This window comes from Arthrobacter parietis, from assembly GCF_039530425.1.
Taxonomy (GTDB): Bacteria; Actinomycetota; Actinomycetes; order Actinomycetales; family Micrococcaceae; genus Arthrobacter_D; species Arthrobacter_D parietis.
This window is the reverse complement of the sequence record NZ_BAAAON010000001.1, coordinates 565308-591244: the sequence shown is the minus strand read 5'-3', so window position 1 is coordinate 591244 and position 25937 is coordinate 565308. Positions and strand designations below refer to the sequence as shown.

Sequence of the window (25937 nt, the reverse complement as noted above, 5' to 3'; positions counted from 1 at the left end):
GGCACCATGAGCGAATCCGAACACAGCACGAAGGGCGCGTACGTGGACTCCGGCAAGGAATTCAAGCGGGATACGGCCTACATCGAAACGCGGATCACACGGGACGGTGCCGACGGTTTTGCGGTGGAACCAGGCCGTTACCGGCTCATCGCCGCCCGCGCCTGCCCCTGGGCCAACCGGGCAATCATCGTGCGCCGGCTCCTCGGGCTCGAGGAAGCTATCTCGCTTGGAACGCCCGGGCCTACGCATGACAAACGCTCCTGGACGTTCGATCTTGATCCGGACGGCAAGGATCCGGTGCTCGGGATCGAGCGGCTCCAGGAGGCGTACTTCAAACGGGACCCGGATTACCCGCGCGGCATTACCGTGCCCGCGATTGTCGATGTCCCTACCGGCGCCGTGGTCACCAATAACTTCCCGCAGATCACCCTGGACTTCTCTACTGAGTGGAAGGAATACCACCGCGAGGGAGCTCCGGAGCTCTACCCGGAGGAGCTGCGTGAAGAGATCGACACCGTCAACAAGCGGGTGTTCACCGAGGTCAACAACGGCGTGTACCGGTGCGGTTTCGCCGGCTCGCAGGAGGCGTATAACGATGCCTATGACCGTCTCTTCGCGGCGCTGGACTGGCTTGAGGAGCGTCTGACCAACCAGCGCTACCTCGTCGGCGATTCAATCACCGAAGCCGATGTGCGGCTCTTCACCACCCTGGTGCGCTTCGACCCGGTCTATCACGGGCACTTCAAGTGCAACCGGAACAAACTGACCGAGATGTCCGCATTGTGGGGATACGCGCGGGACCTCTTCCAGACGCCGGGCTTCGGAGACACCATCGACTTCGAGCAGATCAAGAAGCACTATTACATCGTGCATGAGGACATCAATCCCACGCAGATCGTGCCGAAGGGTCCCTCCCTGGAGAACTGGCACAGCGAGCACCAGCGCGAACGCCTGGGCGGCAGCCCGTTCGGGCGCGGAACCGCGCCGACCGCTGCTCCCTGACAGGAAGTTTTGTGCAGCTCTGGTGAGTCCGGCAGCCGTCGGGCTCACCGGAGCTGCACAAAATTTCCGGGTTATGTTTCCAGAAATAGGGAACATAACCGTTTCCTAATCCAGCCATGCATAGGCTAGCCTTACTTAAGTCCGTTCCGGTGATCGTCCGGCGAATTCAGGTGTTGGCTCAAGGAGGCATGCATGGCACTCGATGCGCCTGCCTCCTCGGCCGTTCTCCGCCCGCAGCGCACATCAGCACGTGGCCCGAAGCTCATCGCTGCCATTGTCCTCCTCGTCGTCGCCAGTGCTGCGTCCCTGGCGATCGGAGCCCGGCCGATCAGCATGGAAACCCTGGTGCAGGCACTCACCGCCTTCGACCCTGCCAACGGAGACCACGCCGTGGTGGCCTCCCGCATCCCGCGGACCATCGTGGGCCTGCTCGCCGGAGCCGCGCTCGGACTGGCCGGTGCAGCCATGCAGGGCGTTGCCCGAAACCCCCTCGCTGATCCCGGTATCCTCGGCGTCAACTCCGGCGCAGCGCTCGCCGTCGTGCTCGGCATTTTCGTCTTCGGCGTCACCAACTTCACCGGCTACATCTGGTTCGCCTTCCTCGGCGCCGCAGTTGCCGCGGTCCTCGTCTACGCGATCGCGAGCCTGGGACGCGACGGCGCCACTCCCGTGAAACTGGCCCTCGCCGGTGCAGCGCTCTCCGCGGGCATGGTCTCTCTGCTCAATGCAGTGCTGGTCTCCAGCCAGCAGACCTTCGATACGTTCCGGTTCTGGCAGGTGGGTTCCGTTGCCGGCCGAGGCTGGGACGTTATCGTTCCGGTGCTGCCGTTCCTCGCGTTTGGATTCATACTCACCCTGCTCACCGGCAAGGTCCTGAACAGCCTGTCCCTCGGCGATGACATTGCCCGCGGACTCGGCCAGAACGTCACCCTAGCCCGCGCTCTCACGGCACTCGGCGTCGTCGTACTCTGTGGAGCCGCTACCGCGGCTGCCGGCCCGATCGGCTTCATCGGGCTGGTCATCCCGCACATGGTGCGCTCGTTCTCGGGTCCTGACTACCGGTGGATCCTGCCCTTCTCAATGATGCTGGCGCCGGTTCTGCTGTTGTCCGCGGATATCCTTGGCCGCGTCATCCTTCCGCCCGGCGAGGTGCAGGTTGGCATCCTCACGGCTGTCATCGGCGCTCCGGTGTTCATCTGGCTGGTGCGGCGCCGGAAGATGGCCGAGCTATGAGCCTCGCCACCCGCCCCACCCCCACCGCTGAACGTACGGGTAACGAGACTTTGGTTCTCCCGAATCGCCGCCACCTGCGCATCCGGCGCATGGTGAAAATCGGTGCACTGGCATTCCTTGTCGTTGCCCTCAGCGCCGTCACGCTCCTGCTGGGCCGCTACACCGTAACCATCCCCGACTTCTTCCGCATCGTGGCAGGCGCCGACATCCCGGGCGCCAGCTTCATCGTGATGGAGAACCGGATCCCGCGTGTTTTGATCGGCATCATGATCGGCGGCGCCTTCGGGGTGGCCGGTGCGGTGTTCCAGACAATGCTGCGCAACCCGCTCGCCAGCCCGGACATCATCGGGATCAGTTACGGAGCCAGCGCGTCAGCTGTCTTCGCAATCGCGTTCCTCGGTGCTTCCGGCCTGGTGCTGTCCGGTTTCGCGATGGCCGGAGCACTCGCTGTTGCCCTGGCCATCTACTTCCTGTCCCGGCGCGGCGCGGTGGCCGGCTATCGGCTCATTCTGGTGGGTATCGGGTTCTCAGCGGTCCTGCAGTCAGTGGTCAGCTTCCTGCTGACGCGCACCGACATCAGGGTTGCATCAGATGCACTCACGTGGCTCAATGGCTCGCTCAACTCGAGCAACTGGGACCGGGTGACCATACTGTTCCTTGCGTTGGCGGTCCTGACGCCCGCCGTCGTCGTACTGTCCCGTTCGCTGCGCGGGCTGGAACTGGGGGATGACACCGCAGCCGGCCTGGGCGTGAACGTGGAGCGCTCACGGCTGGCCCTCATTGTCACCGGCGTACTTCTGGCGGCGGTTGCGACGGCGGCAGCCGGACCGGTTGCCTTCATAGCGTTCCTCTCCGGTCCGATCGCGCGGCGTTTCCTCGGCGGCTACCGCCCGCTGGTGACTGCCGCGCTGGTCGGGGCCGTGCTTGTCCTCGCGGGAGATTTCCTGGGTGCCAACCTGATTCCGGGTGTCTCCCTGCCGGTCGGAGTGATTACGGGCGTCCTCGGCGCCCCGTTCCTCCTCTGGCTGCTCGCTACATCCAACCGCTCAGGCCAGGGAGGCTGACATGAGGTTGCACGCTGAAAATCTGACCCTTGCGTATGACAACCGCCGGGTAGTTGAAGACCTGACGGTGGAACTGCCGGCAGGGAAGGTCACCGTCATCGTCGGGGCGAACGCATGCGGCAAGTCCACGCTCCTGCGCGGCCTGGCGCGGCTGCTCAAGCCGGCGGCCGGCACTGTGCTGCTGGACGGCAAGGACATCCATTCGCTCTCCACCCGTTCAGTGGCGAAGACCCTTGGCCTGCTTCCACAGACGCCGATCGCGCCGGACGGCATCGCCGTAGTGGATCTGGTGGGCCGCGGCCGCTACCCCCACCAGGGCTGGTTCCGCCAATGGAACACGGACGACGACGCCGCGGTCGCCTCCGCGCTGCGCGTCACCGACACTATTGAACTGGCTGACCGCAACGTCGACGAGCTGTCCGGCGGTCAACGCCAGCGTGTCTGGATTGCGATGGCGCTGGCGCAGCAGACCGACATCCTGCTGCTTGACGAGCCCACCACCTTCCTCGACGTGGCGCATCAGGTGGAAGTCCTCGACCTCATCACTGACCTGAACCGCAGTGCCGGCACAACGGTCGCCATTGTGCTGCATGACCTCAACCTCGCTGCACGGTACGCGGATCACCTCATCGCAATGAAGGACGGCCGGATTGTTGCCGAGGGACCGCCGTCAGAGGTTGTTACGGAGGCGACCGTGGCGGACGTCTTCGGTCTGGAATCCCGCGTCATTCCGGATCCCGTCTCGGGTACTCCCATGGTGGTGCCCCTGGGGCGGCACCACTCAGCACCGAAAAACGTAACCACAGAAACCACCCGGGATGGCATCGCGGGTTTTTTAGCGAACCCGCAGGACGGGCTACCCGCACTGACAATGGAGGCAGCATCGTGACAGAAGTCAGTACCCGCCATAACCGCAGCGCGGCGGCACCGTCAAAGACTTCCGCCGGGAATCAGGCGGTCATCCCGGCTGTCCGCGCCTTCAACGTGGTGGTGAACCGCGTGGAGCGCATCAGTTCGAACTTCCGGCGCATCACCTTCGGCGGGGCTTGCCTGTCGGATTTCGGTGTGCAGGGTTCTACCCTGGACCTGCGTATCAAGGTAATGATTCCGCCGGCCAACGGCGCGTGTGCCGATCTGGGGGCCCTGATGGACGGCGAGGGCAGCGGCTGGTACCAGCAGTGGCTGTCCCTTGAGCCGTCAGAACGCGGTGACATGCGCACCTACACGGTCCGTGATTCCCGCTGTGATCAGGAGACTCCCGAGCTGGACGTCGACTTCGTGATGCACTTCGATGCAGCCGGCAACGGCGGACCGGCTTCCCAGTGGGCCGCTGCGGCTGAACCGGGGGACCGGGTGTGGCTGATCGGGCCGAACATCCATGCCGCAAGCTGCTCCACTGCCGGCGCCTACGGAGGTATCGAGTGGCGTCCGGGGCTGGCCCAGAATGTATTGCTTGCAGGCGATGAGACCGCTGTCCCGGCGATCAGCGCCATCCTCGAGTCGCTGCCGAAGGACATCAAGGGTCACGCTTTCCTGGAGGTTCCGCATGGCTCGGACTGCCAGGACATCCAGACCAGGTCCGGGGTAGGCATCAGCTGGCTGGTGCGTGGCGGCCGGCCGCACGGTGAACTGCTCGACGCCGCCGTCCGGCAGGCCGTCAGGGTTCCGGGCTGGGTATCCCTGTCCGCGCCGTTCCGCGTCAGCCTCGGAAGTGACACCCCGTCCGGCCAGGCGCTCGCTGCAGCAGCCGGCAGGGCGGGCGGACCGGAGCGTGCAGCCGGGCCGGAACCGGAGGACATCGACGTCGACAAGACCATCCTGTGGGAGACCCCGCAACTCCTGGACGCAGCTGCCCTTGACGGCTCCCTCAACCCGGACAAGCCCTCCGGCGCATTGCCCTTTTACGCGTGGATCGCGGGCGAAGCAGCGGTGGTGCGCGGCCTGCGCCGTTACCTGGTGCGCGACGTCGGCATCGACCGCAAGCAGGTCGCGTTCATGGGCTACTGGCGCCAGGGCAAAGCCGAGGGCTAAAGCGCCTTACGGCGTCGGGTCGGCGAGGATCGCCGGGTCCTTCTTCCCGTAGGGCATCCGCAGCCTCAGGGAGTTCGGCTCCACCCGGAAAGCCATGTGTGTGCCCTTGCCCAGGGAGTCTCCGTCCAGCTCGATTTCCAGCGGGGTCTCAGACTCCACCTCGGCAGTTTTGCACTGGAAGTACTCGAGTGAGGGGTCCTTGCCCTTTCCACGCGCAAGGAGCTTGCCGAGTACAGCAAACCAGCCCAACTTTCCGCTCGGCGCAATGGTCATGATGTCCAGCAGTCCGTCATTGAGTTTCGCGCCCGGGAAGATTTCCAGCCCGCCCATGATCTTGCCGCAGTTTCCGCCCATGACGCTGCGCAGGCGGCGGGTGACACGCTTGCCGCCGTCAATTGAGATGGAAACCTTGGACGGCTTTCCGGGAAGGTTCCGGATGCCGGCGTCGACGTAGGCCAGCCAGCCCACCTTGTCCTTCAGGTCATCCCGGGTATCCGCCATCACCGCCGCGTCAAAGCCCAGCCCGGCCATGACCAGAAAGACGTGCGCGTCCTGAGCCCTGTCGACGTTCACATGCACCACGTCGATCATCCGCTCCGTACCTCCCAGCGCAGCTTCGACGGCTCCGCGGGGATCATCGACGTCGATATCGAGGTTGCGTGCAAGGAGGTTGCCGGTGCCCAGCGGCAGCAGGCCAAGTGCCGTCGTCGTACCTGCCAGCTCCTCCGCCACGCACCGCACGGTGCCGTCACCGCCTGCTGCAATAACGACGTCGACTCCCGCCTTCAGCGCTTCCTGCGCCTGGCCGTGGCCCGGGTCATCCTCGGTGGTCTCCAGGAACAGGGGTTCCGCCCAGCCCTGTTCGAGGCTCAGCTCGGTGACAATCGCCCGGATATCCTCGTCGGTGGGCTTGACTGGATTGAGAATCAGGGCTGCGCGCCTGGTCCGGGATTCCGGCTTGCCTTCGGCTTCAGGAGTGCGCTGCTGTTCAGACTCGGTATCCGGCAAGGAAGTCATAGGTTTTCTCCTGACGAGGGGTTTGTTCCCGAGCTTAGCGTCTGCGCCTGTCACGTGTACGCGCGGCCGCGCGGGACTATGCTGGGTGGGCAAAACAGAAGGAGGAGCCATGACTCAGGACCAGTCCAGCGCAGGCGAAGCCAGGGAACAGGAGAACGGCGGGCAGGAGGGCAACCCCTTCGGCGGGTCTCCCACCTTCCCTGACCCTTCGAATACACGCCCTACGGGCAGCACCACCGGCTTCAACGGCGCCTATGGGGAGACCGAGCACCACACCCAGCACGAGTACGACGCCGAGCACCAGCAGGAAAGCTCAGAAGCTGATTCCGGAAGCGATGCCAGGAACAGCGGCTCCAGGAAAGAGGACTAAGAGCATTGGGCGAAGAAACCACCTCTTTTACTCACCGTTACGTCGCACTCGGGGATTCGTTCACTGAAGGCGTGGGGGACTGGGACCCACGCAGTCCCAATGGCGTGCGGGGATGGGCTGACCGCGTCGCCGAGCAGCTGATTCTCGCCGACCCGTCCTGGGGCTACGCCAACCTCGCCATCCGCGGCCGCAAGATGCGGCAGATCCTCGGTGAGCAGGTGGATGCGGCGCTTGCGCTCAAGCCCACGCTGGTGACCATCTACGCCGGCGCCAATGACATCCTGCGGCCCTCCATTGATCTCGACGCACTGTTGGCAGAGTACGACGCCGGAATCGCCCGCCTGCGCGCCAGCGGTGCCGCGGTGGTGCTGTTCACGGGGTTCGACTCGTCGAAATCAGCAGTCTTCGCCAAGACCCGGGGCCGGACTGCGATCTACAACGAACTCGTCCGTGAAATCGCTGACCGGCATGATGCCGAGATCGTGGACTACTGGCGGATGCGGGAATTCCAGAACTGGGGGTACTGGGACGTGGACCGAATGCACATGGCCGCAGCCGGCCACACGCTGATGGCAGCCCGGGTTCTGGAAGTCCTGAAAGCCGCACACAGCATCGAGGTTCCCGAGCTTGAAGCGCGGCCTGCAGCAACCCGCCTCGCCCAGCTCCGGACGGACGCGCTCTGGGCCCGCGATTACCTGGGGCCCTGGGTGGGCAGGCGGCTGCGCGGGCAGTCTTCCGGAGACACTGTGACCGTGAAGTATCCCGAGCTGACCCATCCGGTGTGGACAAAGGAAACCACGTCCCCGTGACGGCGGCGCTTCTGAAAGAATGGGAACCATGACAGGCGCGCGCTGGTTGAATCCCGCGGAAAGACAGGCATGGCTTGCCCTCCACGGGGTGGCTACGCTGTTGCCGGGCACGCTGGACGCAGACCTAAACCGCCGTGCCCGGGTGACTCTGTTCGACTATCACGTCCTTGCCATGCTGTCCGAGGCTGAGGAGCGCACACTTCCCATGAGCGAACTCGCGGGCCGTTCCAATGCCTCGCTGTCACGGTTGAGTCATGTGGTCACCAAACTGGAGAACCGCGGTTGGGTGCAGCGGAGCCAAAGCACCCGTGACCTCCGGGTCACCACAGCCACCATCACGGCCGAGGGGCTCACCAACCTGCAGGAACTGGCGCTCGAGCACGTCGAGCACGTCCGCCGGCTGGTCTTCGACGGGCTTGATGAGCGGGATATCGCGGATCTCGAGCGGGTGGGCAAGAAGATCCTCGCGCGGCTCGATGAGACGCATTGGATCCTCAAGCAATCGCAGCCCGTGGGATCGGCATGACGGAGCCGTCTGTCCTGGCCATCATCCTCGCCGGCGGTACCGGCGGGAGGTTGGGTGCGCTGACGGACGGCAAGGCCAAACCCGTGGTTCCGGTGGGCGGAACCTATCGGCTGATCGACATCCCGCTGTCCAACCTCCACCACAGTCACATCTCGGATGTCTGGGTGGTGGAGCAATACCAGCCGAAGTCCATCAACGACCACCTCGCGAACGGCCGCCCCTGGGACCTCGACCGCACCAACGGCGGTCTGCGGGTGTTACCGCCCTTTCAGGGGGACCACGGCGAGGGGTTCGCAGCTGGCAATGCGGACGGCCTCTACCGGCAGGCGGAATTCATCCGCGAATTCAATCCGGATCTGGTGCTTGTACTCAGTGCAGACCACCTCTACCAGCTCGACTACCGCGACGTGGTGAAAACCCATCAGGAGACCGGTGCTGTCCTCACGATGGTCACCACGCAGTTCGACGGCGATGCCTCCCAACATGGTGTAGCGGAGGTGGAGAACGGCAGGGTCACAGGATTCCAGTACAAGCCCGAGGAACCCCGCACCGATGTGGTGGCGGCGGAGATCTTCCTCTATTCCACGGACGTGCTGCTGGACACGCTGGCCGAACTGCACCAGCGCGACGGCGAGCTGAAGGACTACGGTGACCAGCTCATCCCGCATCTGGTGGAGCACTTCACCGTCGCCGAGCATCGCCTCGAGTCCTATTGGCTGGACCTCGGCACACCGAAGAACTACCACCGTGCACACATGGACCTGCTCGCTGGGGACGGTCTGGCATTCGATGATCCCGCGTGGCCGATCCTGAGCGCCAGCCCGCGCCGCCTGCCTGCTTTCATCACTGATACCGCGCAGGTGGGATCAAGCCTCATCTCCCCGGGTGCCACTATCTCCGGGAACGTCCGGCACAGCGTGATCGGGCCGGACGCAGTGGTGGAGGAGGGCGCCGTCGTCGAGCATTCGGTGGTGCTGAATGGTGCCCACATTGCCGCCGGTGCGGTGCTGCGCTGGACCATTGTCGATGCCAACGCCCAGGTTGCTCACGGTCAGGAGCTCGGGGAATCGGAGGCGATCACCGTTGTTGACCGTGACGGAAACGCCACGCGCCCCGATGAGTCGGACGGCAACTGAGGCTCCCGCGATTGGTCTTAATGCCTGCTCGCTCCTAGAATAGAAGGGCATCAGGTGGCGGAGCGTGCGCAATTGCTCCGGCTGGCGGGAGATTTCTTCTTCCGAAGGCCGGTAGTTAGGGGCTCAGGTTGCGCTCTTATCGCGAACATCCGGCGGTCTTTTGACCGTCATGACGGTGACGTCCCTGAACGCATTCCACGGCAGGTAGAACTGTCTGTTCACCTGCTTTATTCAACATTTGGAGGATCGTCATGGCAGCTCACTGCCAAGTGACTGGGGCCGAGCCGGGCTTCGGGCACAGCATCTCGCACTCGCACCGGCGCACCAAGCGCAGGTTCGACCCGAACATTCAGAAGAAGCGCTACTGGGTTCCGTCCCTGCGCCGCAATGTAACGCTGCAGGTTTCAGCCCGTGGCATCAAGACCATCGACGTGCGCGGTATTGACGCCGTCGTCGCCGAGATCCAGGCGCGGGGAGTGAAGCTCTAATGGCAAAGGACAAAGACGTACGTCCGATCATCAAGCTGAAGTCCACGGCCGGTACCGGGTACACCTATGTGACCCGCAAGAACCGCCGTAATGACCCGGACCGCATGGTTCTGATGAAGTATGACCCCAAGATCCGCAAGCACGTCGAATTCCGAGAGGAGCGCTAAACATGGCTAAGAAGTCAAAGATTGCTCGTAACGAGCAGCGCAAGGTCATTGTTGAGCGCTACGCTGCCAAGCGCCTCGAGCTCAAGAAGACCCTTGTTGATGAAAACGCAACGGACGAGGCACGTGAGGCCGCACGCCTCGGCCTGCAGAAGCTGCCCCGCAACGCTTCGCCGGTTCGCCTGCGTAACCGCGACCAGATCGACGGACGCCCCCGCGGCACCCTCCAGAAGTTCGGCATCTCGCGTGTTCGCTTCCGTGACATGGCGCACCGCGGCGAACTGCCCGGTGTAACCAAGTCCAGCTGGTAAGCAGCCAGGGCTGAGACTGCCCCGTTGAAGTACAACTCAGGACGGCGACTCCGGTCGCTGTCCTGAGTGCTTTAAGCGGACCGGTACATCCTCAGAGGCCGTCTCGGTGCGTGGAATTGGCCTGAATAAGGCCAAAAACCGGGCAAAAGTCCCCTAATCTGCGGGACTTTGCGATTGAAGCTGGTAGGTTTTCCTCCAGAAGCTTCGCCAGAACGGTGAGGTTCTGAATAATCCGTACGAGGTCCAGGAGGACATACATTGGCTAAGAAAGAGACCAAGAACCGCAGCGAACTGGTGGCCGAGGTAGCAGCGAAGGCTGACACCAGCCAGACTGCCGTGAACAGCGTGCTGGATGCCCTGTTCGACGTTCTCGCTTCCTCCGCCAAGAACGACGTCAAGGTCACCATCCCGGGCTGGTTGGCAGTCGAGCGCACCGAGCGTGCAGCACGCACCGGCCGCAACCCCCAGACGGGTGAAACCATCGAGATTGCAGCAGGCAGCAGCGTCAAGCTCACCGCCGGCTCCAAGCTCAAGGCTGCCGTCAAGTAGTCAGCTGATTCGAGGGCTGTCACCAACCGGTGGCAGCCCTCGCTTCGTTTAACCCTGAGAACAGGCAGTTTCACCGTCCGTGCGCCAAACCACCTTAGTTGGCCGTTGTTCTACTGCGGGTAGACAATGGGAAGCGTGGCCACAACAACGAACCAGTCGAAGCACGGCAGCGCCGGTGCCACCGGTGAGCGAGGCGTCAAGCCGGGCTGGGTGATCGCCGCAGGAGTAACAGTTCTTGTCGCGGTGGTGCTTGCGCTCGTGTTCTCCGGAGCAGCAGCACCACGCCAGTTGAGCGACCCGGGCGTACTCACACGGTGGGGCCTGCCTGTGTCAAAGGCACTCCACAACGTCTCCGTCGCCGCGGTCATCGGCTCCCTTGTCTTCGCGGTGGTGATCCTGCCGCGGCACGTCCGCCGGGGCAGCGCATCCAGCCGTGCGGGCGACCCCCGCGGAAATGATCCCAGCCCGGACGCTGACGAGACTCCCGCTTTCGCCAGGGTCATGGCGCTCGCGTCCTGGGCAGCTGTCGCCTGGACTCTTTCGGCGCTGGCAGTCCTGGTGCTGACCTACTCGGATGCTGCGGGGCTGCCCCTCAGCAGCGATCCCGCGTACACCCAGGGCCTGGCCTCCTACCTGACGGACTTCGACACCGGGCGGGCCTGGCTGTCCACCACCATGATCGCGGCAGTGGTTGCCACCATGACCTTCGGCGCGCGGTCAAGCCTATGGCTTGCACTCACGCTCGTGCTGTCGATCGGCGGCCTGGTTCCCATGGCCCTGATCGGCCACTCAGCGGGCGGCGATGACCACTATGCCGCGATCAACTCCATCGCGCTGCACCTCGTGGGCGTTTGCCTGTGGGTAGGCGGGATCATTGTCCTTGCCGCGATCGGCGGCAAGCTTGGACCCCAGACGACGACGGTGCTGAAGCGCTTCTCCTCGCTTGCCGGCTTCGCCTTCGCGCTGGTCTTCCTCTCGGGCATCATCAACGCGAGCCTGCGCATCGGCAGCCTCTCCCAGCTCGGCTCCGAATGGGGGCTGCTGGTGACCTTCAAGGCGATCGCCACCATTCTCCTCGGTGGTATCGGACTGATGCACCGGCAGTGGATCATTCCGCAGCTGGATACCAACATGTCAGCCCGCCGCGTGCTGTGGCAGCTCATCGCCGTCGAGCTTGTGATTATGGGTGCCGTTTCCGGTGTTGCCGTTGCGCTGGCGAGGACGGCGCCGCCGCGCTCCGAAGAATTGCAGCCTGACGCCACCCCTGCGCGCATCCTCACCGGCTACGAGCTGCCTCCGGAGCCGACGCCGATGCGCTGGCTCACCGAGTGGCGCCCCGACTGGCTGTGGATCGCCTTCACCGTCACTGTTGCTGTTGCCTACATTCTGGGCGTGATGAAACTGCACCGCCGCGGTGATTCCTGGCCGGTGCTCCGGCTCGTTTCCTGGTTCATCGGGCTGATCGCGCTGACGTACTTCACCTCCGGAGCTCCCGCCGTGTACGGCATGGTGCTCTTCAGCGCTCACATGATCGACCACATGGCGCTCACCATGGTGGTTCCGCTGTTCCTGGTGATCGGCGCACCCGTCACGCTTGCACTGAAGGCGCTCACACCCCGCGGAGACGGCAGCAGGGGCATCCGTGAATGGATCCTCGTGATCGTCCACTCGAAGTTCTCGGCGCTCGTCACCCATCCGCTGTTCGCAGCGGCGAACTTCGCCGGGTCCATCGTGATCTTCTACTATTCGCCGCTGTTCGGCTTTGCCCTGCGCGAGCATGTGGGCCATGAACTCATGAACCTGCACTTCCTGCTCACCGGGTACATCTTCGTGCTGACGATGATCGGCACAGACCCGATCCCACGCCGTGCACCCTACCCGCTGCGGCTGGTACTCCTTTTCGCCACCATGGCCTTCCACGCTTTCTTCGGTGTTGCACTCACCGGCGGCACCTCGCTGCTGCAGGCGTCCTGGTTCGGAAACATGGGCAGGGAATGGGGGCCGTCGGCGCTTGCGGACCAGCAGATCGGCGGTGCAGTGACCTGGGGCATCGGTGAAATCCCGACTCTCCTCCTGGCGATCGGCGTGGCCGTGATGTGGTCCCGGAGTGACGCTAAGGAGTCGCGGCGCACGGACCGGGCCGCTGATCGGAATAACAATGCCGAGCTGTCGGCTTATAACAACATGTTCGCCTCACTGGCAGAGCGGGACCGCACCGGGTCCTCGAGAGCCAGTGGGCCACACGACCCTCCCGCAGGACAGCGCACAACCCCCACAGGAGACCCTGAATGACCGAAACTTCGCTTCGCGTCGACTACCGCGTTCGCGCTTCAGAACTCGTCGGCCGGAACTGGCTAAACACCGGGGGCAAACAGCTCAAGCTTGAGGATCTGCGCGGGAAGATTGTCCTGCTGGATTTCTGGACCTTCTGCTGCATCAACTGCCTCCATGTGCTCGATGAGCTTCGGCCGCTCGAGGAAAAGTACTCGGATGTTTTCGTCACCGTGGGCGTCCACTCGCCCAAGTTCGAGCATGAGGCGGATCCCGTTGCCCTCGCGGCGGCAGTCGAGCGCTACGAGATTCACCACCCGGTCCTCGATGACCCGGAACTGGACACCTGGCAGGCCTACACCGCCCGCGCCTGGCCCACTCTGGTGGTCATCGATCCGGAAGGTTATATCGTTGCCCACCTGTCCGGCGAGGGGCACGCGGCGGGACTGGAGTCCCTCGTTGAGGAACTGGTGGCCGAGCACGAGGCGAAGGGCACGCTGCACCGCGGCGACGGTCCGTACGTGCCCGCTGAACCGACCGCCGGCAATCTCCGCTTCCCGGGCAAGGTACTTGCACTGCCTGCTACCAACACCTTCCTGGTGGGGGACAGCGGCCACCACCGGCTGGTGGAACTTGAGGCTGATCTCGAGACCGTGCGGCGCACCATCGGCTCCGGCACACGCGGTTTTGCAGACGGCGATCCGGGCGATGCCCAGTTCAATGAACCGCAGGGCCTTGCCCTCCTTCCGGCACCGATCGCGCGGAAGGTGGGTTACGACGTCGTAATTGCGGACACCGTGAACCACCGGCTGCGCGCGGTGTCGCTTCAAACCGGTACGGTGACCACTATCGCGGGCAACGGTGTCCAGCGACTGCTCGATGCCGGCAACCAGGTCAAGGCCCGCCCGGCGGAGCTGCAGGAGGTCTCCCATGATCTCGGTGGTGACGCCGCTGACATACCGGAGGACGCCGCGCCGCGGCTGGAGGACACGTTCCTCGGTACGGACGCCCTCGCAGTCTCGTTGTCTTCGCCGTGGGATGTCATCTGGTCCACCACCCTGGAACGGGTTGTCGTGGCCATGGCGGGCACCCACCAGATTTTCACGTTCGATCCGCTCACCCACGCCGTGGACATTCTCGCGGGCACCGGGCTTGAGGGCCTGCTGGACGGTGATTCGTCTGCTGCCTGGTTTGCCCAGTCCTCCGGGCTGGCTGAAGATGCGCACGGAAACATCTGGGTCGCTGATTCGGAAACCTCCGCACTGCGGGTCCTGAGCTTCCTGACGGTCAACGGCAGGAGCCGGACGCAGGTGCAGTCGGCCATCGGTACCGGGTTGTTCGACTTCGGGTTCCGCGACGGTGAGGCCGGGCAGGCCCGCCTCCAGCACCCGCTCGGTGTCACCGCCCTTCCGGACGGGTCGGTTGCTATTGCCGACACCTACAACGGGGCTATCCGCCGGTATGATCCGGCAACCCGTGAGGTTTCCACGCTCATGCGCGGATTGGCCGAGCCCTCTGACGTACTTGTTGACCAGGCGCCGCTGGAATCAGGCGGTGAACCGCTGCTCATTGTTGTCGAGGCGAACAAGCACCAGCTCGTGCGGCTTCCGATTCCCAGGGAGGCTCTTGCGGTGGATGAGGGTGCCTCGCAGACGCAGCGGCCCAAAACGGCCGTGGCTGCAGGGGACTTCGGCGTAACAGTCCGGTTCAGTGCGCCGAAGGGCCAGAAGCTCGACGACCGGTGGGGAGATCCGACGCAGCTCAAGATTTCTTCATCGCCGGAGTCCCTCCTGGTGTCAGGTGCGGGGACCGGAGTGGGCCTGACACGTCGTCTGGTGCTCTCCGGTGATGTTCCCGAGGGCGTCCTGCATATCACCGCGCGTGCTGCGGCCTGTGACGGTGAGCCCGGCGGCGACATACCGGACCATGCCGCGTGCCACCTCTACCAGCAGGACTGGGGAATCCCGGTGACCTTCGATTCCACCGGTGAAACCGAACTGACGCTCGATCTGCGGGGGCTGGACTAGTACTCCACCACGGGGGTCACGGTGATGTCCTCGTCGGTAACGGCGAGGCGCGCGGTGAAGCCGAACTCCTGCGGCACGCTGACGGGTTCAATGATGCCCGTAAAGAGGTCCTGCAGGCTCGTCTCCAGCAGCACAGTGCCGGTGAGCGGAGAAATCACCCAGTCGCCGTTGAAGGGTTCAATGCGTACTTCCGGGTATTCCGTGATGGACCAGGTGATGGGCCCGGCTACCCGGTTCCCGGTTTCAAAACCAAACGGGCAGTTGGCCGGTTGGAACACGGTCTGCTTGGCGCACGTGTCGAGGAACGTCTTCAGCTGGGCGGTCACAGCCTCGGTCAGTGCCGGCGTTGCTGCCGTGGCGAGATTCAGGGTGACCGGCGTCTGCTGACGGCCGGTGACGGCGGCTGTCTGGGCCGGCGCAGCGAAGTGTTCGCTTGTGTAGTGGGCTTCCACTTCGGTGGGGTAGAAGGCCGCAAACCGGTTGCGTCCTTCGGGCATCAGCACCCGCGTGCCGTTGAGTGTGGCCTCGTTCTGGTTGATGACCGACACTTCCAGTGTGGGCAGGGTTGAGGGGACAAACTCCCACCGGTTGAAGAACAGCCACTCAGTGCCGGTCTTCTCAAGGAGGAACGTGGTGGTGTGCGCGGTGTCATTGACGGTGTAGGAGACGCCAATTTCAACGCGGTTTTCGCCCGCCGGTTGCGGCGTACCCACCTCGACATTCTCTACACCCTGCGTAGCTCGCTGCAGGGCAGGCCCGTCAAGGAGCGCCGCATTTGCGTCAGGAGCAGTCGCATTCAACAGCCCCAGTGCCCGTTCTCCCTCGCCCTGGCGGAGCGCCTCGAGGTAGCTTTCCACCTGCTGGTGCGGGCCGAACATGTGGGTGTTGACAAGGGTCACCGTGACGATCGCCGCGGCGACCGCGAGCATGAGCCCGAGCAGCCAGGCAGCCAGGACTCGGATCAGGCGGGACGAATGCACCCTCTTACGTTACCCAATGGCGGTGCCGGACCTACCAACGACGACGGCGGCGCCTCCGTTGCGTAGCAAAAAGCCCGCGAACCAGTTCAACACCGATGGTGCCCGCAGTCTTGAGCGCGAAGTCCATCATTTCGTTCTTTTCCTGCTGCTTTTGCCCGGCGGGCGCAGCAGGAGGATGAGCCCGGCCGTTCTCAGGAGCCGGTTGCTCCCGGCGGCTGGTCGGCGGACGGCTACTGGGCCGGCCGAGGATGTCTTCCTCGATCCGGCGTGCCTCGGCATCAATCTCAGCTTGGGAGGGGCGGCCGCGAGGCGGAGTACCGACCGGAGGGGGAGCCGCCGTCGTCCGCGGTTCTGCAGTTCCCGGTTCTGTTGTTCCCGATTCTGCAGGAATGTTTGTGGACGCCGGTTCGGATGCAGAGAGCTTCTCGAAGGCGGAATGGCTGTCGATGGGAGTGCCGTAGTCCGCCAGGAGCGGCGAGGCTGTCACTATGCCCTCGACTACTCCTGCCGGGGATGGCCCCATGGTGGACTGCGGCGAGAACATCCTCGTCCAAGCTACTGGTGTGGGAGCGCCCTTCTCATTCATGACGGTGACCACAGCCTCGCCGATGCCGGCTGATGTGAGAACTTCTTCGAGGTCGTAAGGGCTGATGGGGAAGGTGGAAACCGTGGATTTGAGGGCCTTCGCGTCATCGGGCGTGAAAGCGCGAAGCGCGTGCTGCACCCGGTTGGCAAGCTGGCCCAGCACCTCCGCGGGCACATCACGCGGTGTCTGGGTGACGAAGAAGATACCGACGCCTTTGGATCGGATCAACCGGACGGTGGTCTGGATGGATTGCAGGAAAGCCTTCGAGGCGCCGTTGAAGAGAAGGTGTGCCTCGTCGAGGAAGAAGACGAGCTTCGGCTTGTCGATGTCCCCAACCTCCGGGAGGTCCGCGAAGAGATCTGCGACCAGCCACATGAGGAAGGTGGAGAACAGTTGCGGTTTCTGCTGCAGCGTGGGCAGTTCCAGGCAACTGATGATTCCGCGCCCTTCGGCATCCGAGCGGAGGAGATCGGCCGTGTCGAATTCCGGCTCACCGAAGAACCGGTCCATGCCCTGGGCTTCAAGGGTGATGAGCTCGCGCAGAATCACTCCCGCGGTCGCTTTCGAGAGACCGCCGAGGTTCTCCAGTGCGTCCTTACCGTCGTCGGAGACGAGGAAGGAGATGACCGCGCGCAGGTCAGCGAGGTTGAACAGCTCGAGGTCTGCCTTGTCGGCGTAATGGAATACGAGCTGCAGACTGGACTCCTGCGTCTCGTTCAGGTCCAGTACCCTGGCCAGGAGCAAGGGGCCGAAGTCGGAGATTGTCGCCCGGATGGGAACACCCACGCCGTCTCCGCCAAGCGAGAAGTACTCTACCGGGAAGCTTTGGGCAGCCCAGGATTGACCAACTGACTGGGTGCGTTTGAGCAGCTTCTCGGCGCCAGTGCCCGGGGTCGATAGCCCGGTGAGATCTCCCTTGATGTCAGCGAGGAAGACCGGAACGCCGTGGGTGCTCAGCTGTTCGGCGATGACCTGCAGTGTGATGGTCTTGCCGGTCCCGGTGGCGCCGGATACCAGCCCGTGGCGATTCATCATGGCCAACGGCAGCCGGACGGCGGCTTCCGCATGCACATCGCTGTCGACGATTGCCGCACCCAGTTGGATGGACGGCTCATCGAACGTGTAGCCGGCCCTAATCTGTTCGAGGTGCTGGGCCGGGGTGTGCTTCGCCTCTTTGCTCGCCATGATGCTCAGCGTACAACCCGCCGCGGGCCAGGGAGGCCGTGCGGCGGGTTGTCTTCAGTCGGTGTCGGTGTCGGTGTCAATCGGTTCCGTGTCGATGCCGGGTTGCGCGTCAGTCCCCGTATCAGCTCGCAGCCGCGTGGCTGCCGCCGCTCCTTCCGGTGACAGCGCTCTGCTCGTGCTGGGCGCTCTCGGCCTGACGGGCATTCTCGATCTCTTCGGCCCGCTCCTCACTCGCTTCCGCGGTCAGCGCTGCTCCCGCCTCGGCATCGCGGGTCAGATTCTCGCCGGTCTCAGCGTCAAACAGATGCAGCTTGCGGGTATCCAACCAGATTTCCGACTCGCGGCCGCCACGGATGCGGCTTGCGGCGTCGAGGGTGACCACAACCTGCGGCCGCAGCTCGTCGGCATCCATCTCGCGTGCGAGGTTATTCAGGAGTTCGCGTACTTCGGGGGCGGGATCGAAATTGATGTAGCCATACTGCTCATTACCGAGCCACTCCGTATGGGTGAGAGTTGCCGTGAACGTGGAACCGTGCGGCTTCTTCGCCTCATCCACGAGCTTGGCGTCCTCAAAGAACTCCGGACGGACGCCAACAAGGACCACCTTGCGGCCTTCTGCCTTCGCTGCGCGGTCCGCAGGAATATCCAACGCACCGAGCGCGGTCTGGAGTTTGCCGCCTTCGATGGTGGCCGGAAGGAAGTTCATCGATGGGGAGCCAATGAACCCTGCAACAAAGAGATTGACGGGCTGTTCGTACAGTTCCCGAGGCGAGGCGATCTGCTGGAGCTCACCCTTCTTCAGGACAGCCACGCGGTCCCCGAGGGTCATGGCTTCGGTCTGGTCATGGGTGACGTAGACCGATGTGGTTCCCAGCCGCCGCTGCATCTGCGAAATCTCGGAGCGCATCTGCCCGCGAAGCTTGGCGTCGAGGTTGGAGAGCGGCTCGTCGAACAGGAACGCATCTGCCTGCCGGACGATGGCCCTGCCCATGGCAACGCGCTGCCGCTGGCCGCCGGAGAGGTTGGCGGGCTTGCGCTGCAGATGATCGGTCAGTTCGAGGGTTTCGGCTGCCCCGGTCACCAGACGGTCCACCTCTTCCTCGCTGTGCTTGCCCTTGGCGAGGCGCAGCGGGAAAGCGATGTTCTCATACACCGTCAGGTGCGGATAGAGCGCGTAGTTCTGGAACACCATGGCCAGGTTCCGGTCACGGGGAGCCTTCGAATTGACCCGTTCGTCATTGATGTAGAGATCGCCGGACGTGATGTCCTCGAGCCCTACGATCATGCGCAGCAGGGTTGACTTGCCGCAGCCCGAAGGGCCAACGAGGATGATGAATTCGCCGTCCTCGATGTCGATACTGATGTCATTGACGGCGGGAAACCCGTCCCCATACTTCTTGACGAGGTTCTTCAGCCTTATCGAAGCCATGTTCTGGTTCCTCTTCTTTCAGTTGCTCAAGATGTGTTTGGTACTCAACCCTTGACTGCGCCCTGGGTCAGGCCTGAGACGATCTGCCGCTGGAACAGCAGGACCAGCAGCACAACCGGAATGGTCACGATGATTGCCGCCGCGGAGATCGCGCCGGTGGGGGACTCGAACTGCGAGGCCCCGGTGAAAAACGCAAGCGCCGCGGGCACGGGGCGCGCTGCTTCCGTCGAGGTCAGCGATATGCCATACACGAAGTCGTTCCACGCGATGAAGAAGGCGATGATCGCCGTCGTAAAGACGCCGGGTGCGGCGAGCGGAACAATTGCCTTGCGGAACGCTTGCCAGGTCGTGGCGCCGTCCACCTGTGCGGCTTGCTCCAGTTCCCAGGGGATCTGGCGGAAGAAGGCCGCCAGCGTCCAGATGGAAATCGGGAGCGTGAGTGACAGGTAGGGGATGATCAGCCCGAGCCAGGTGTCATACAGACCGATGTTCCGCCACAGGTTGAACAGCGGGGTGACGATCGAGATGACCGGGAAGATTGAGACTGCCAGCGCCGTCGTCAGGATGAGCTTCTTGCCGGGGAAGTCAAGACGCGCAATGGCGTAGGCGCACAGTGTGGCCAGCACAACTGCGATGAAGGTTGCAATCAGCGAGATTCCGATCGAATTCCGCAGCGCGGAGAGGAAGAGTCCCTGAGCGTCTCCCACCAGAATCTGTTCGTAATTGTCCAGTGTGGCCAAGCCCGGCGTGGGAAGGAAGTTCCCGTTGGTCAGATCCCCGGGTGCCTTGAACGAGGTAGCGAAGATCGATGCCACGGGAAACAAGGCATAGATGAGAACTGCAATCGAGATAATCGTCCAGATGAGCTTTTCGCGGCCAGTCGACTTCATCGCTTTCCTCCTGTTGATCCGCTCAGGTCCACCTTGAATACCTTGATCGCAATGAAGCTGATCAGCAGGACACAGGCGAACAGGAGTACTGACACAGCTGATCCGAGGCCAATCTCCAACCTACTGATGGAGGTTCTGTAGGCGAGGAGGGAAAGCACCTCGGTTCCGTACTGGCCGTTTGTCATGATGAACACGTTGTCGAATATTCGGAACGCGTCCAGCGCCCGGAAGAGGACCGCAACCATGATGGCCGCCTTCATGTTCGGGATGATGACCTTGCGCATCTGCTCCCACCAGGTGGCGCCGTCAACTTTGGCGGCTTCCGTCAGTTCATCAGGCACCTGCGCCAGTCCGGCCAACAGGAGGAGGGAGATGAACGGTGTGGTCTTCCAGATCTCCGAGGCCATGATGACCGGCAGAGCCGTGCTGGCCTGTGCAAACCAGTTCAGGTCCTGATCGATGCCCGGTACCCAGTCAAACCACGAGTTCACATATCCGGAACTGATGTCGAATGCGTAGAACCACGCGTAGGCCGAGACCACGGTGATGATTCCGTAGGGCACCAGGATGGCGGTACGGAGCCAACCCCGGACGGCTTTCAGCGCCCGGTGCATCACCAGGGCAAGGGCAAAGCCGAGGACAAGTTCGACGGCGACCGTCACAACCGTGATCAGTGAGGTGACTGCCAGATCCCGCCACCACACGGGATCACCCAGGATGGTCACGTAGTTCTGCAGGAAGATGAACTCGCGCTCGTCGGGAGCCGTCAACCGGAAGGCATACAGCGAATCGAAGAACGCCTGGATGATCGGGTAGAGGGTGACCGCCAGCATGATGATGAAGGCAGGACCGGCGAGTAACCACCCCAGGCGTCGCTCAGCCTTTGCCCGGTCGCTGTAATCGTTGTGCGGGCCGTCGTCGGACTTCATGGCCCGCGGGTTCTTGGTGATTGCGCTGGTCACAGCAGCCTCTCCCCTCTCAGCACGGCGGTAATGAATTCCGCCGATTCCTCCGGAGTGGTTTCCGGCTCCACTTCATCCGGCGGTGTCCAGGTCTGCTGGAGGCCGGTGGAAATTTCGTTGTAGAACGGGGTCTGCGGCCGCGGTGCTGCGAGCTCCAGTGACTGGCGGATGGTCTCAGCCATGGGGAACTGTTCCTCGATCCGGGGATCCTCGTAGGATTCCGAGTTGGACGGCGGGTTGCCGTTGGTCAGGAAGTACTCGGTCTGGTTCTCGGGCTGAACGATGCATTCGATCGCCTTGTACGCCAGTTCAGGGTTGTCACTGTCCGCCCCGACGCCGAGGTTGATTCCGCCCAGCGGGGGAGCAGTTTCCTGGTCCTCGTAAACCCGTGGGTATAGCGCCCACCCGATGTCATCGAGCACTGCCTGATCAAGTGAGCCTCCCTCTACTGCGGACTGCGTGGCAGGCCAGACGAAGGGGTAGTTGACCATGAAGGAACCGGACTCGCCCTGGAAGAGGTTCAGTGAAGTGTTCTCGGTGGATGTTGCCAGCCCCGGTCCGCCCAGCTCCTGATCGCCGATTGTCCCGATGATGCGGGCAGCCTCACGCCCTGCCTCACTGACAAGGCCCAACTCAATCTCGTCAGCGGGTGCTTCCGGAGTTTCGAGGATGGTTCCGCCGGCTGACTCGATGAGGGAGTTGATCCATACGGTCATCGATTCGGCCTGTGAGCCCTGGACGCCAAGCTCGACGTCCTGCGTTGCTGCAACCTCCATCAGCTGGTCCCAGGTGACCGGCTGCGACATGTCGAGACCGGCTTCCTCCGCGACGGACTCGCGGTACCAGAGGATCTGCGTATTGGCCCAGAACGGAACCGTTACCAGCTCATCCTTGTACATTGCTCCCTGCAGTGCGCCTTCCAACGTGTTTTCGGTGGTGCGCTCAGCGACCCCTTCGGGTACGGGAGCGAGGAACGTTGCCAGCTCAGGGACGAACGGTGGGTCGATGCTCATGATGTCCAGGGAGTCATCATTCGCCGCCAGCCGGCGTGCCAGTTGCTCGCGCTGGGCAGCCGCATCATTGGGCAGTAGCGAGGTTTCGATCCGGTATTCACCGTTTGCCTGTTCAGTACAGCGCTCCGCAATCGCGGCCTGTCCGCCGGCGTCCGGGTTGATATACCAGGTGAGCGTGGGGACGCCTGATTCCGCTGGTCCGCATCCACTGAGGAGAAGTGAAGCAAGCCCGAGCGTGGTTGCCGCAACGGCACCCGAACGCCTCCGTATCCGCTTTTTCTGCTGCTTGATCCTGCGATTTCCCGGCATGCGTACCTCGCCTCCACCTCGAGTCTGGTCCGCTCCGATCCTGAGAACCTGTGCCGGTCAAAGGAAAGAAAGCAGCCTTGCCTTTCTGACACTAAGCCCTCAGGGACAAATTCGCTAGGATCCGTTGCCAAGCCGATATCGAAGCGTAAAAACAAAGGTGGTCCCGCAGATTCTGCGGGACCACTGGAAGCGCTTTGAGAAAGGAGACCTAGAGCAGCGCGGCGTTATTCAGGGCGAAGGGGGGTCGCTGCAAGCCCTCGGTAAGCCCTTCGGCAGGGTCATTGCCCAGTTCGATAATCCGGTTGGTTGTATCCACGTGCACGATGGTGGGCACATAGGAGTGTGCCTCTTCGGTGGTCATCGCTGCGTAAGTGATGAGAATAACCGTGTCCCCCTCATGCACCAGATGGGCCGCCGGCCCGTTGATACCGAGGACGCCGGAACCGCGTTCTCCGGCAATGGTGTAAGTCTCCAGACGTGCACCGTTGGTGACGTCCACAATGGACACCATCTCACCGGGCAGGATGTCTGCTGCTTCCAGCAGGTCAAGGTCAACAGTGACAGAACCCACGTAGTGAAGATCCGCGTGGGTGACCGTAGCGCGGTGGATCTTGGACTTGAACATTGTGCGATTCATCGCCTCAAGTCTACGCTGGCCCGCGTTTCGCTGCGATGTGGCCTTGAGCACGCTCAGCCGGCCCCGGGGCTGGCCCCGGGGCTGGCCCCGGCACTGGCCATGCGGCCGTGGTCAGGAGTCCGTCGGTTTACGCAGCGCACGGCCGAGGATGGCGGTGCTCAACGTCTCGACAAGCTCCTGGTTTGCCAGCGGGTTACTCAGCAGCGTGAAGTCCACGTCACCCAGCGGAGGCAGATCGAAGCGGTTGGTCACCTGGACGAGGTCATCGGGGATGAGGGACTGAGGAAAAACGGCCAGCCCGATTCCCGCGCGTGCGGCCGCCAGCACGCCGTTGATTTCCCGGGTATTGCACGTGATCCGCCAGGTCCTGCCCGCCTGCTCAAGTGCTTCGATCGCCATTTGCCGGCTGAGGCTGGGCGCCTGGTAGGCAATCAGCGGGACCGGGGCGCCGTCGTCGAGCGTTGTCTTGGCATGACCCGCCCACACAAGGCGGTCACGCTGCACCAGGGTGCCCTCACCCGTACCGGCCATGTACTTGATGAGGATCAGGTCCAGTTGACCGGCACGCAGGCGGCGCAGCAGCGGCGGGCTTTGCGACACCGTCAGTTCAAGGTTGATCTGTGGGTAGAGCTGACGGAAGTGCCGGAGGATCCGGGGAAGCTGGGTGATGGCGAGGTCATCGGCAACCCCAAAGCGCAGCCGTCCGCGCATGGCGGATCCAGAGAAGTAGGTGAGCGCCTGTTCCTGGGCCGCCAGTATGGTTCTCGCGAACCCGGCCATCGCATCGCCGTTGTCGGTGAGACGGACTTCCCGGGTATCCCGCACGATGAGCATCCGGCCGGCGGCCTTTTCAAGCTTCCGGACATGCTGGCTGACAGTCGGCTGGCTCAGCCCGAGCCGGGTTGCGGCTCCCGTGAAACTGCGGGTCTCGGCGACGGCCAGGAAGGATTTGAGTTGGATGGAGTCGTACACGGGCTACCCTTCGTCCAGCCATTACGTTTCTCAATAGTACTTATAAGCTCAATCACCATTCCTAATAGGAGGGTGGCTGGTTAGCGTTGAAGGGGTACTGACCGCTCCAATCCCTATCCCACCAAGTTCAGGAAAGTTCCCTTGGCACCCCCACCGCCCTCCGCACCGGCCGGAGATCCCACACTGACCGCCCCGATTCCCGTCACCTCGCAGCGCCCAGCCTGGCGCGACACGTTCATCTCGCTTCGCATCCCGAACTTCCGCCTGTTCGCACTCTCCCACCTCATCGCCGTCGTAGCTGTCTGGATGCAGCGCATCGCACAGGACTGGATGGTCCTCGAGCTGTCGGGATCCGTGGCAGCCGTTGGCGTGACCGTTGCGCTGCAGTTCGCTCCCATGCTGGTTCTCGGGCCTTGGGGAGGAGTGGTGGCGGACCGCTATTCCAAACGCACCCTCCTCATCATTTCGCAGAGTGTTGCGGCACTCATGGCGGCAGCCATGGCGGTGCTGGCGCTCTCGGGTCTGATCGAGGTGTGGCACGTCTACCTCATTGCCTTTGTCCTCGGCCTGGTGACTGTGGTGGACGCTCCCGCGCGTCAGGTCTTCGTCAATGACCTCGTTGGGCCAATCCACCTGCGAAATGCCATCAGCCTCAACTCGTCGATCTTCCAACTCGGCGCCATGGTGGGTCCGGCAATCAGTGGGTTGCTGATTGTTGCCGTTGGAGGCGGGTGGGCGTTCGCCATCAACGCGATTGCCTGCTGCTACACAGTGCTGACGCTGGCCCGGCTGCGTACTGACGAACTCAACGCGACGGCGCCGGCACCCCGCGCAAAGGGGCAGTTGCGTGCGGGTGCACGGTACCTCCTCGACAAGCCGGCTATTTGCTGGACCACGGTCTGCGCCGCCTTCGTGGCCGTCTTTGCGCTCAGCACACCGGTGCTTCTGGCAGCTTTTGCCGACAGCGTCTTCGAATCGGGCGCGGGCGGCTACGGCCTGCTCAATACCGCCCTGGCCAGCGGCTCGCTGGTCGGTGCTCTCGCGTCCACCCGCCGAACAACGCTGCGGCTGCGCGGGGTGCTTGGCGGAATGACGGCGTTTGGCGGGTTCATGGTGATCGCCGCGTATGTGCCTAGCCAACTCGTATTCACCATGCTGATGTTCTGTGCAGGAATCGGCTGCCTGTGGTTTGTCACGGGAGCCAACCAGCTGGTTCAGACATCCACCAACCTGGCCATCCGCGGACGCGTGATGAGCCTCTACATGATGGTGCTCATCGGCGGGCAGGCACTCGGTGGTCCCATGATCGGGTGGCTTGCGGAGAACATCGGTGCACAGCCCACCATGGTGATTGCCGGAGGTGTTCCCGTTCTGGCGGCGGGAGGCATCGCCGTCGTGCTTGCCCGTCGCGGCCAGTTGACTGTTCGCTTTCGCTGGACATCAGCGCACGATGAACGACGCCGGTTGGTTGCGATTGTGCCGAAGGTTTCGTAGCCGGACGGCTGGCTTGTGCGCGCGCCCAGAACGTGGCTGGGAAATAGCAGCGCAGGGAGACAACGTCGCAGGGACATTGCGGCGCAGCTAGATAGCAGAGCAGTAAATTGCAGCGCAGCGAAATAATGGGGTCATGAGCATCCTTCTCGTCATTGTCCTTTTTGCCGTCGCAGCGGTGGCCGAGATCGGGGGAGCGTGGCTCGTGTGGCAGAGCGTGCGGGAAGGCCAGCCGTGGTGGTGGGCAGGTTTGGGGGTCATGGCCCTCGGTGCTTACGGCTTCGTTGCGACTCTGCAGCCTGATGCTCACTTCGGCCGGATCCTTGCCGCGTATGGCGGCGTCTTCGTTGTGGGATCACTTGCGTGGGGTATGGCCTTTGACGGTTTCCGGCCTGACCTCTGGGATTTGATCGGAAGCGCCGTCTGCCTCGCGGGCGTTGCGGTAATCATGTTTGGGCCGCGCTCTACAAGCTGACCGTTGTACC

26 protein-coding genes are annotated in these 25937 nt (G+C 63.3%); 17 read left to right on the top strand and 9 right to left on the bottom strand.

The window, feature by feature from the left end:
* Nucleotides 1-6 precede the first annotated feature (6 nt).
* The 5 genes from ABFX19_RS02790 (at nucleotide 7) to ABFX19_RS02770 (ending at nucleotide 5330) form a co-directional block, all read left to right on the top strand.
* On the top strand, nucleotides 7-1002 hold the full coding sequence (locus ABFX19_RS02790; protein ID WP_056544484.1) for a glutathione S-transferase family protein: 996 nt from the start codon (nucleotides 7-9) through the stop codon (nucleotides 1000-1002).
* Nucleotides 1003-1194: 192 nt separating this feature from the next.
* Nucleotides 1195-2235: a FecCD family ABC transporter permease gene (locus tag ABFX19_RS02785; protein ID WP_346027370.1), complete on the top strand. Its 1041-nt coding sequence runs from the start codon at nucleotides 1195-1197 to the stop codon at nucleotides 2233-2235.
* The gene (locus ABFX19_RS02780) at nucleotides 2232-3299 is read left to right on the top strand and encodes a FecCD family ABC transporter permease (protein ID WP_428831002.1); all 1068 of its coding nucleotides are present in this window, start codon (nucleotides 2232-2234) and stop codon (nucleotides 3297-3299) included. The genes ABFX19_RS02785 and ABFX19_RS02780 overlap by 4 nt, the downstream gene beginning before the upstream one ends.
* Before the next feature lies 1 nt (nucleotide 3300).
* A complete protein-coding gene (locus tag ABFX19_RS02775; protein ID WP_277357400.1) occupies nucleotides 3301-4188 on the top strand; it encodes an ABC transporter ATP-binding protein in 888 nt (295 codons plus the stop codon).
* Nucleotides 4185-5330, top strand: coding sequence for a siderophore-interacting protein (locus ABFX19_RS02770; protein ID WP_428831001.1), 1146 nt, complete (start codon nucleotides 4185-4187; stop codon nucleotides 5328-5330). The genes ABFX19_RS02775 and ABFX19_RS02770 overlap by 4 nt, the downstream gene beginning before the upstream one ends.
* Before the next feature lie 6 nt (nucleotides 5331-5336).
* Here the strand turns inward: ABFX19_RS02770 and ABFX19_RS02765 are convergent, their stop codons facing one another.
* A complete protein-coding gene (locus ABFX19_RS02765) occupies nucleotides 5337-6347 on the bottom strand; it encodes a diacylglycerol/lipid kinase family protein (protein WP_346027369.1) in 1011 nt (336 codons plus the stop codon).
* Between the two features lie 109 nt (nucleotides 6348-6456).
* Here ABFX19_RS02765 and ABFX19_RS02760 point away from each other — a divergent pair, with 109 nt between their 5' ends.
* The 10 genes from ABFX19_RS02760 (at nucleotide 6457) to ABFX19_RS02715 (ending at nucleotide 14998) form a co-directional block, all read left to right on the top strand.
* Nucleotides 6457-6717 (top strand): hypothetical protein, encoded by a 261-nt coding sequence (locus ABFX19_RS02760; RefSeq protein ID WP_346027368.1) that lies wholly within the window; start codon nucleotides 6457-6459, stop codon nucleotides 6715-6717.
* A 5-nt stretch (nucleotides 6718-6722) separates the two neighbouring features.
* Nucleotides 6723-7526, top strand: coding sequence for an SGNH/GDSL hydrolase family protein (locus tag ABFX19_RS02755; protein WP_277357397.1), 804 nt, complete (start codon nucleotides 6723-6725; stop codon nucleotides 7524-7526).
* Between the two features lie 28 nt (nucleotides 7527-7554).
* Nucleotides 7555-8052, top strand: coding sequence for a MarR family winged helix-turn-helix transcriptional regulator (locus ABFX19_RS02750; protein ID WP_346027367.1), 498 nt, complete (start codon nucleotides 7555-7557; stop codon nucleotides 8050-8052).
* On the top strand, nucleotides 8049-9188 hold the full coding sequence (locus ABFX19_RS02745) for a glucose-1-phosphate adenylyltransferase family protein (protein ID WP_346027366.1): 1140 nt from the start codon (nucleotides 8049-8051) through the stop codon (nucleotides 9186-9188). The genes ABFX19_RS02750 and ABFX19_RS02745 overlap by 4 nt, the downstream gene beginning before the upstream one ends.
* 251 nt (nucleotides 9189-9439) lie before the next feature.
* Nucleotides 9440-9676 carry a 50S ribosomal protein L28 gene (gene rpmB / locus ABFX19_RS02740; protein ID WP_026545364.1) on the top strand — a complete coding sequence of 79 codons (237 nt, stop codon included), beginning with the start codon at nucleotides 9440-9442 and terminating at the stop codon, nucleotides 9674-9676.
* Nucleotides 9676-9843: a 50S ribosomal protein L33 gene (rpmG, locus tag ABFX19_RS02735; protein WP_019481734.1), complete on the top strand. Its 168-nt coding sequence runs from the start codon at nucleotides 9676-9678 to the stop codon at nucleotides 9841-9843. Before rpmB ends, rpmG begins: the two co-directional genes overlap by 1 nt.
* Before the next feature lie 2 nt (nucleotides 9844-9845).
* Nucleotides 9846-10151: a 30S ribosomal protein S14 gene (rpsN, locus tag ABFX19_RS02730; protein WP_026545363.1), complete on the top strand. Its 306-nt coding sequence runs from the start codon at nucleotides 9846-9848 to the stop codon at nucleotides 10149-10151.
* Nucleotides 10152-10409: 258 nt separating this feature from the next.
* The gene (locus tag ABFX19_RS02725; RefSeq protein ID WP_056544463.1) at nucleotides 10410-10700 is read left to right on the top strand and encodes an HU family DNA-binding protein; all 291 of its coding nucleotides are present in this window, start codon (nucleotides 10410-10412) and stop codon (nucleotides 10698-10700) included.
* A 126-nt stretch (nucleotides 10701-10826) separates the two neighbouring features.
* Nucleotides 10827-12992, top strand: a complete 2166-nt coding sequence (locus tag ABFX19_RS02720) for a bifunctional copper resistance protein CopD/cytochrome c oxidase assembly protein (RefSeq protein WP_428831000.1) — start codon at nucleotides 10827-10829, stop codon at nucleotides 12990-12992.
* Nucleotides 12989-14998, top strand: a complete 2010-nt coding sequence (locus ABFX19_RS02715) for an NHL domain-containing thioredoxin family protein (RefSeq protein WP_346027365.1) — start codon at nucleotides 12989-12991, stop codon at nucleotides 14996-14998. The genes ABFX19_RS02720 and ABFX19_RS02715 overlap by 4 nt, the downstream gene beginning before the upstream one ends.
* Here ABFX19_RS02715 and ABFX19_RS02710 read toward each other — a convergent pair.
* The 8 genes from ABFX19_RS02710 to ABFX19_RS02675 form a co-directional block, all read right to left on the bottom strand.
* Nucleotides 14995-15978, bottom strand: a complete 984-nt coding sequence (locus ABFX19_RS02710) for a hypothetical protein (RefSeq protein WP_277357394.1) — start codon at nucleotides 15976-15978, stop codon at nucleotides 14995-14997. The genes ABFX19_RS02715 and ABFX19_RS02710 overlap by 4 nt on opposite strands.
* Nucleotides 15979-16009: 31 nt before the next feature.
* A complete protein-coding gene (locus ABFX19_RS02705; protein ID WP_346027364.1) occupies nucleotides 16010-17749 on the bottom strand; it encodes a helicase HerA-like domain-containing protein in 1740 nt (579 codons plus the stop codon).
* 121 nt (nucleotides 17750-17870) lie between these two features.
* Nucleotides 17871-19178 carry an ABC transporter ATP-binding protein gene (locus tag ABFX19_RS02700; RefSeq protein WP_056544454.1) on the bottom strand — a complete coding sequence of 436 codons (1308 nt, stop codon included), beginning with the start codon at nucleotides 19176-19178 and terminating at the stop codon, nucleotides 17871-17873.
* A gap of 44 nt (nucleotides 19179-19222) precedes the next feature.
* Nucleotides 19223-20068 (bottom strand): carbohydrate ABC transporter permease, encoded by an 846-nt coding sequence (locus ABFX19_RS02695; protein WP_056544451.1) that lies wholly within the window; start codon nucleotides 20066-20068, stop codon nucleotides 19223-19225.
* Complete coding sequence (locus ABFX19_RS02690) at nucleotides 20065-20997, bottom strand: carbohydrate ABC transporter permease (protein WP_056546506.1); 933 nt, start codon at nucleotides 20995-20997, stop codon at nucleotides 20065-20067. Before ABFX19_RS02690 ends, ABFX19_RS02695 begins: the two co-directional genes overlap by 4 nt.
* A gap of 29 nt (nucleotides 20998-21026) precedes the next feature.
* On the bottom strand, nucleotides 21027-22352 hold the full coding sequence (locus ABFX19_RS02685; protein ID WP_346027363.1) for an extracellular solute-binding protein: 1326 nt from the start codon (nucleotides 22350-22352) through the stop codon (nucleotides 21027-21029).
* Nucleotides 22353-22560: 208 nt separating this feature from the next.
* A complete protein-coding gene (gene panD / locus ABFX19_RS02680; RefSeq protein ID WP_277357391.1) occupies nucleotides 22561-22989 on the bottom strand; it encodes an aspartate 1-decarboxylase in 429 nt (142 codons plus the stop codon).
* A 111-nt stretch (nucleotides 22990-23100) separates the two neighbouring features.
* Nucleotides 23101-23961 carry a LysR substrate-binding domain-containing protein gene (locus ABFX19_RS02675; RefSeq protein WP_346027362.1) on the bottom strand — a complete coding sequence of 287 codons (861 nt, stop codon included), beginning with the start codon at nucleotides 23959-23961 and terminating at the stop codon, nucleotides 23101-23103.
* Nucleotides 23962-24102: 141 nt separating this feature from the next.
* Here ABFX19_RS02675 and ABFX19_RS02670 point away from each other — a divergent pair, with 141 nt between their 5' ends.
* Both ABFX19_RS02670 and ABFX19_RS02665 read left to right on the top strand, forming a co-directional pair.
* Nucleotides 24103-25455, top strand: coding sequence for an MFS transporter (locus tag ABFX19_RS02670; protein ID WP_346027361.1), 1353 nt, complete (start codon nucleotides 24103-24105; stop codon nucleotides 25453-25455).
* A 133-nt stretch (nucleotides 25456-25588) separates the two neighbouring features.
* Nucleotides 25589-25927: a YnfA family protein gene (locus tag ABFX19_RS02665; RefSeq protein ID WP_277357388.1), complete on the top strand. Its 339-nt coding sequence runs from the start codon at nucleotides 25589-25591 to the stop codon at nucleotides 25925-25927.
* The last annotated feature ends 10 nt before the right edge of the window (nucleotides 25928-25937 follow it).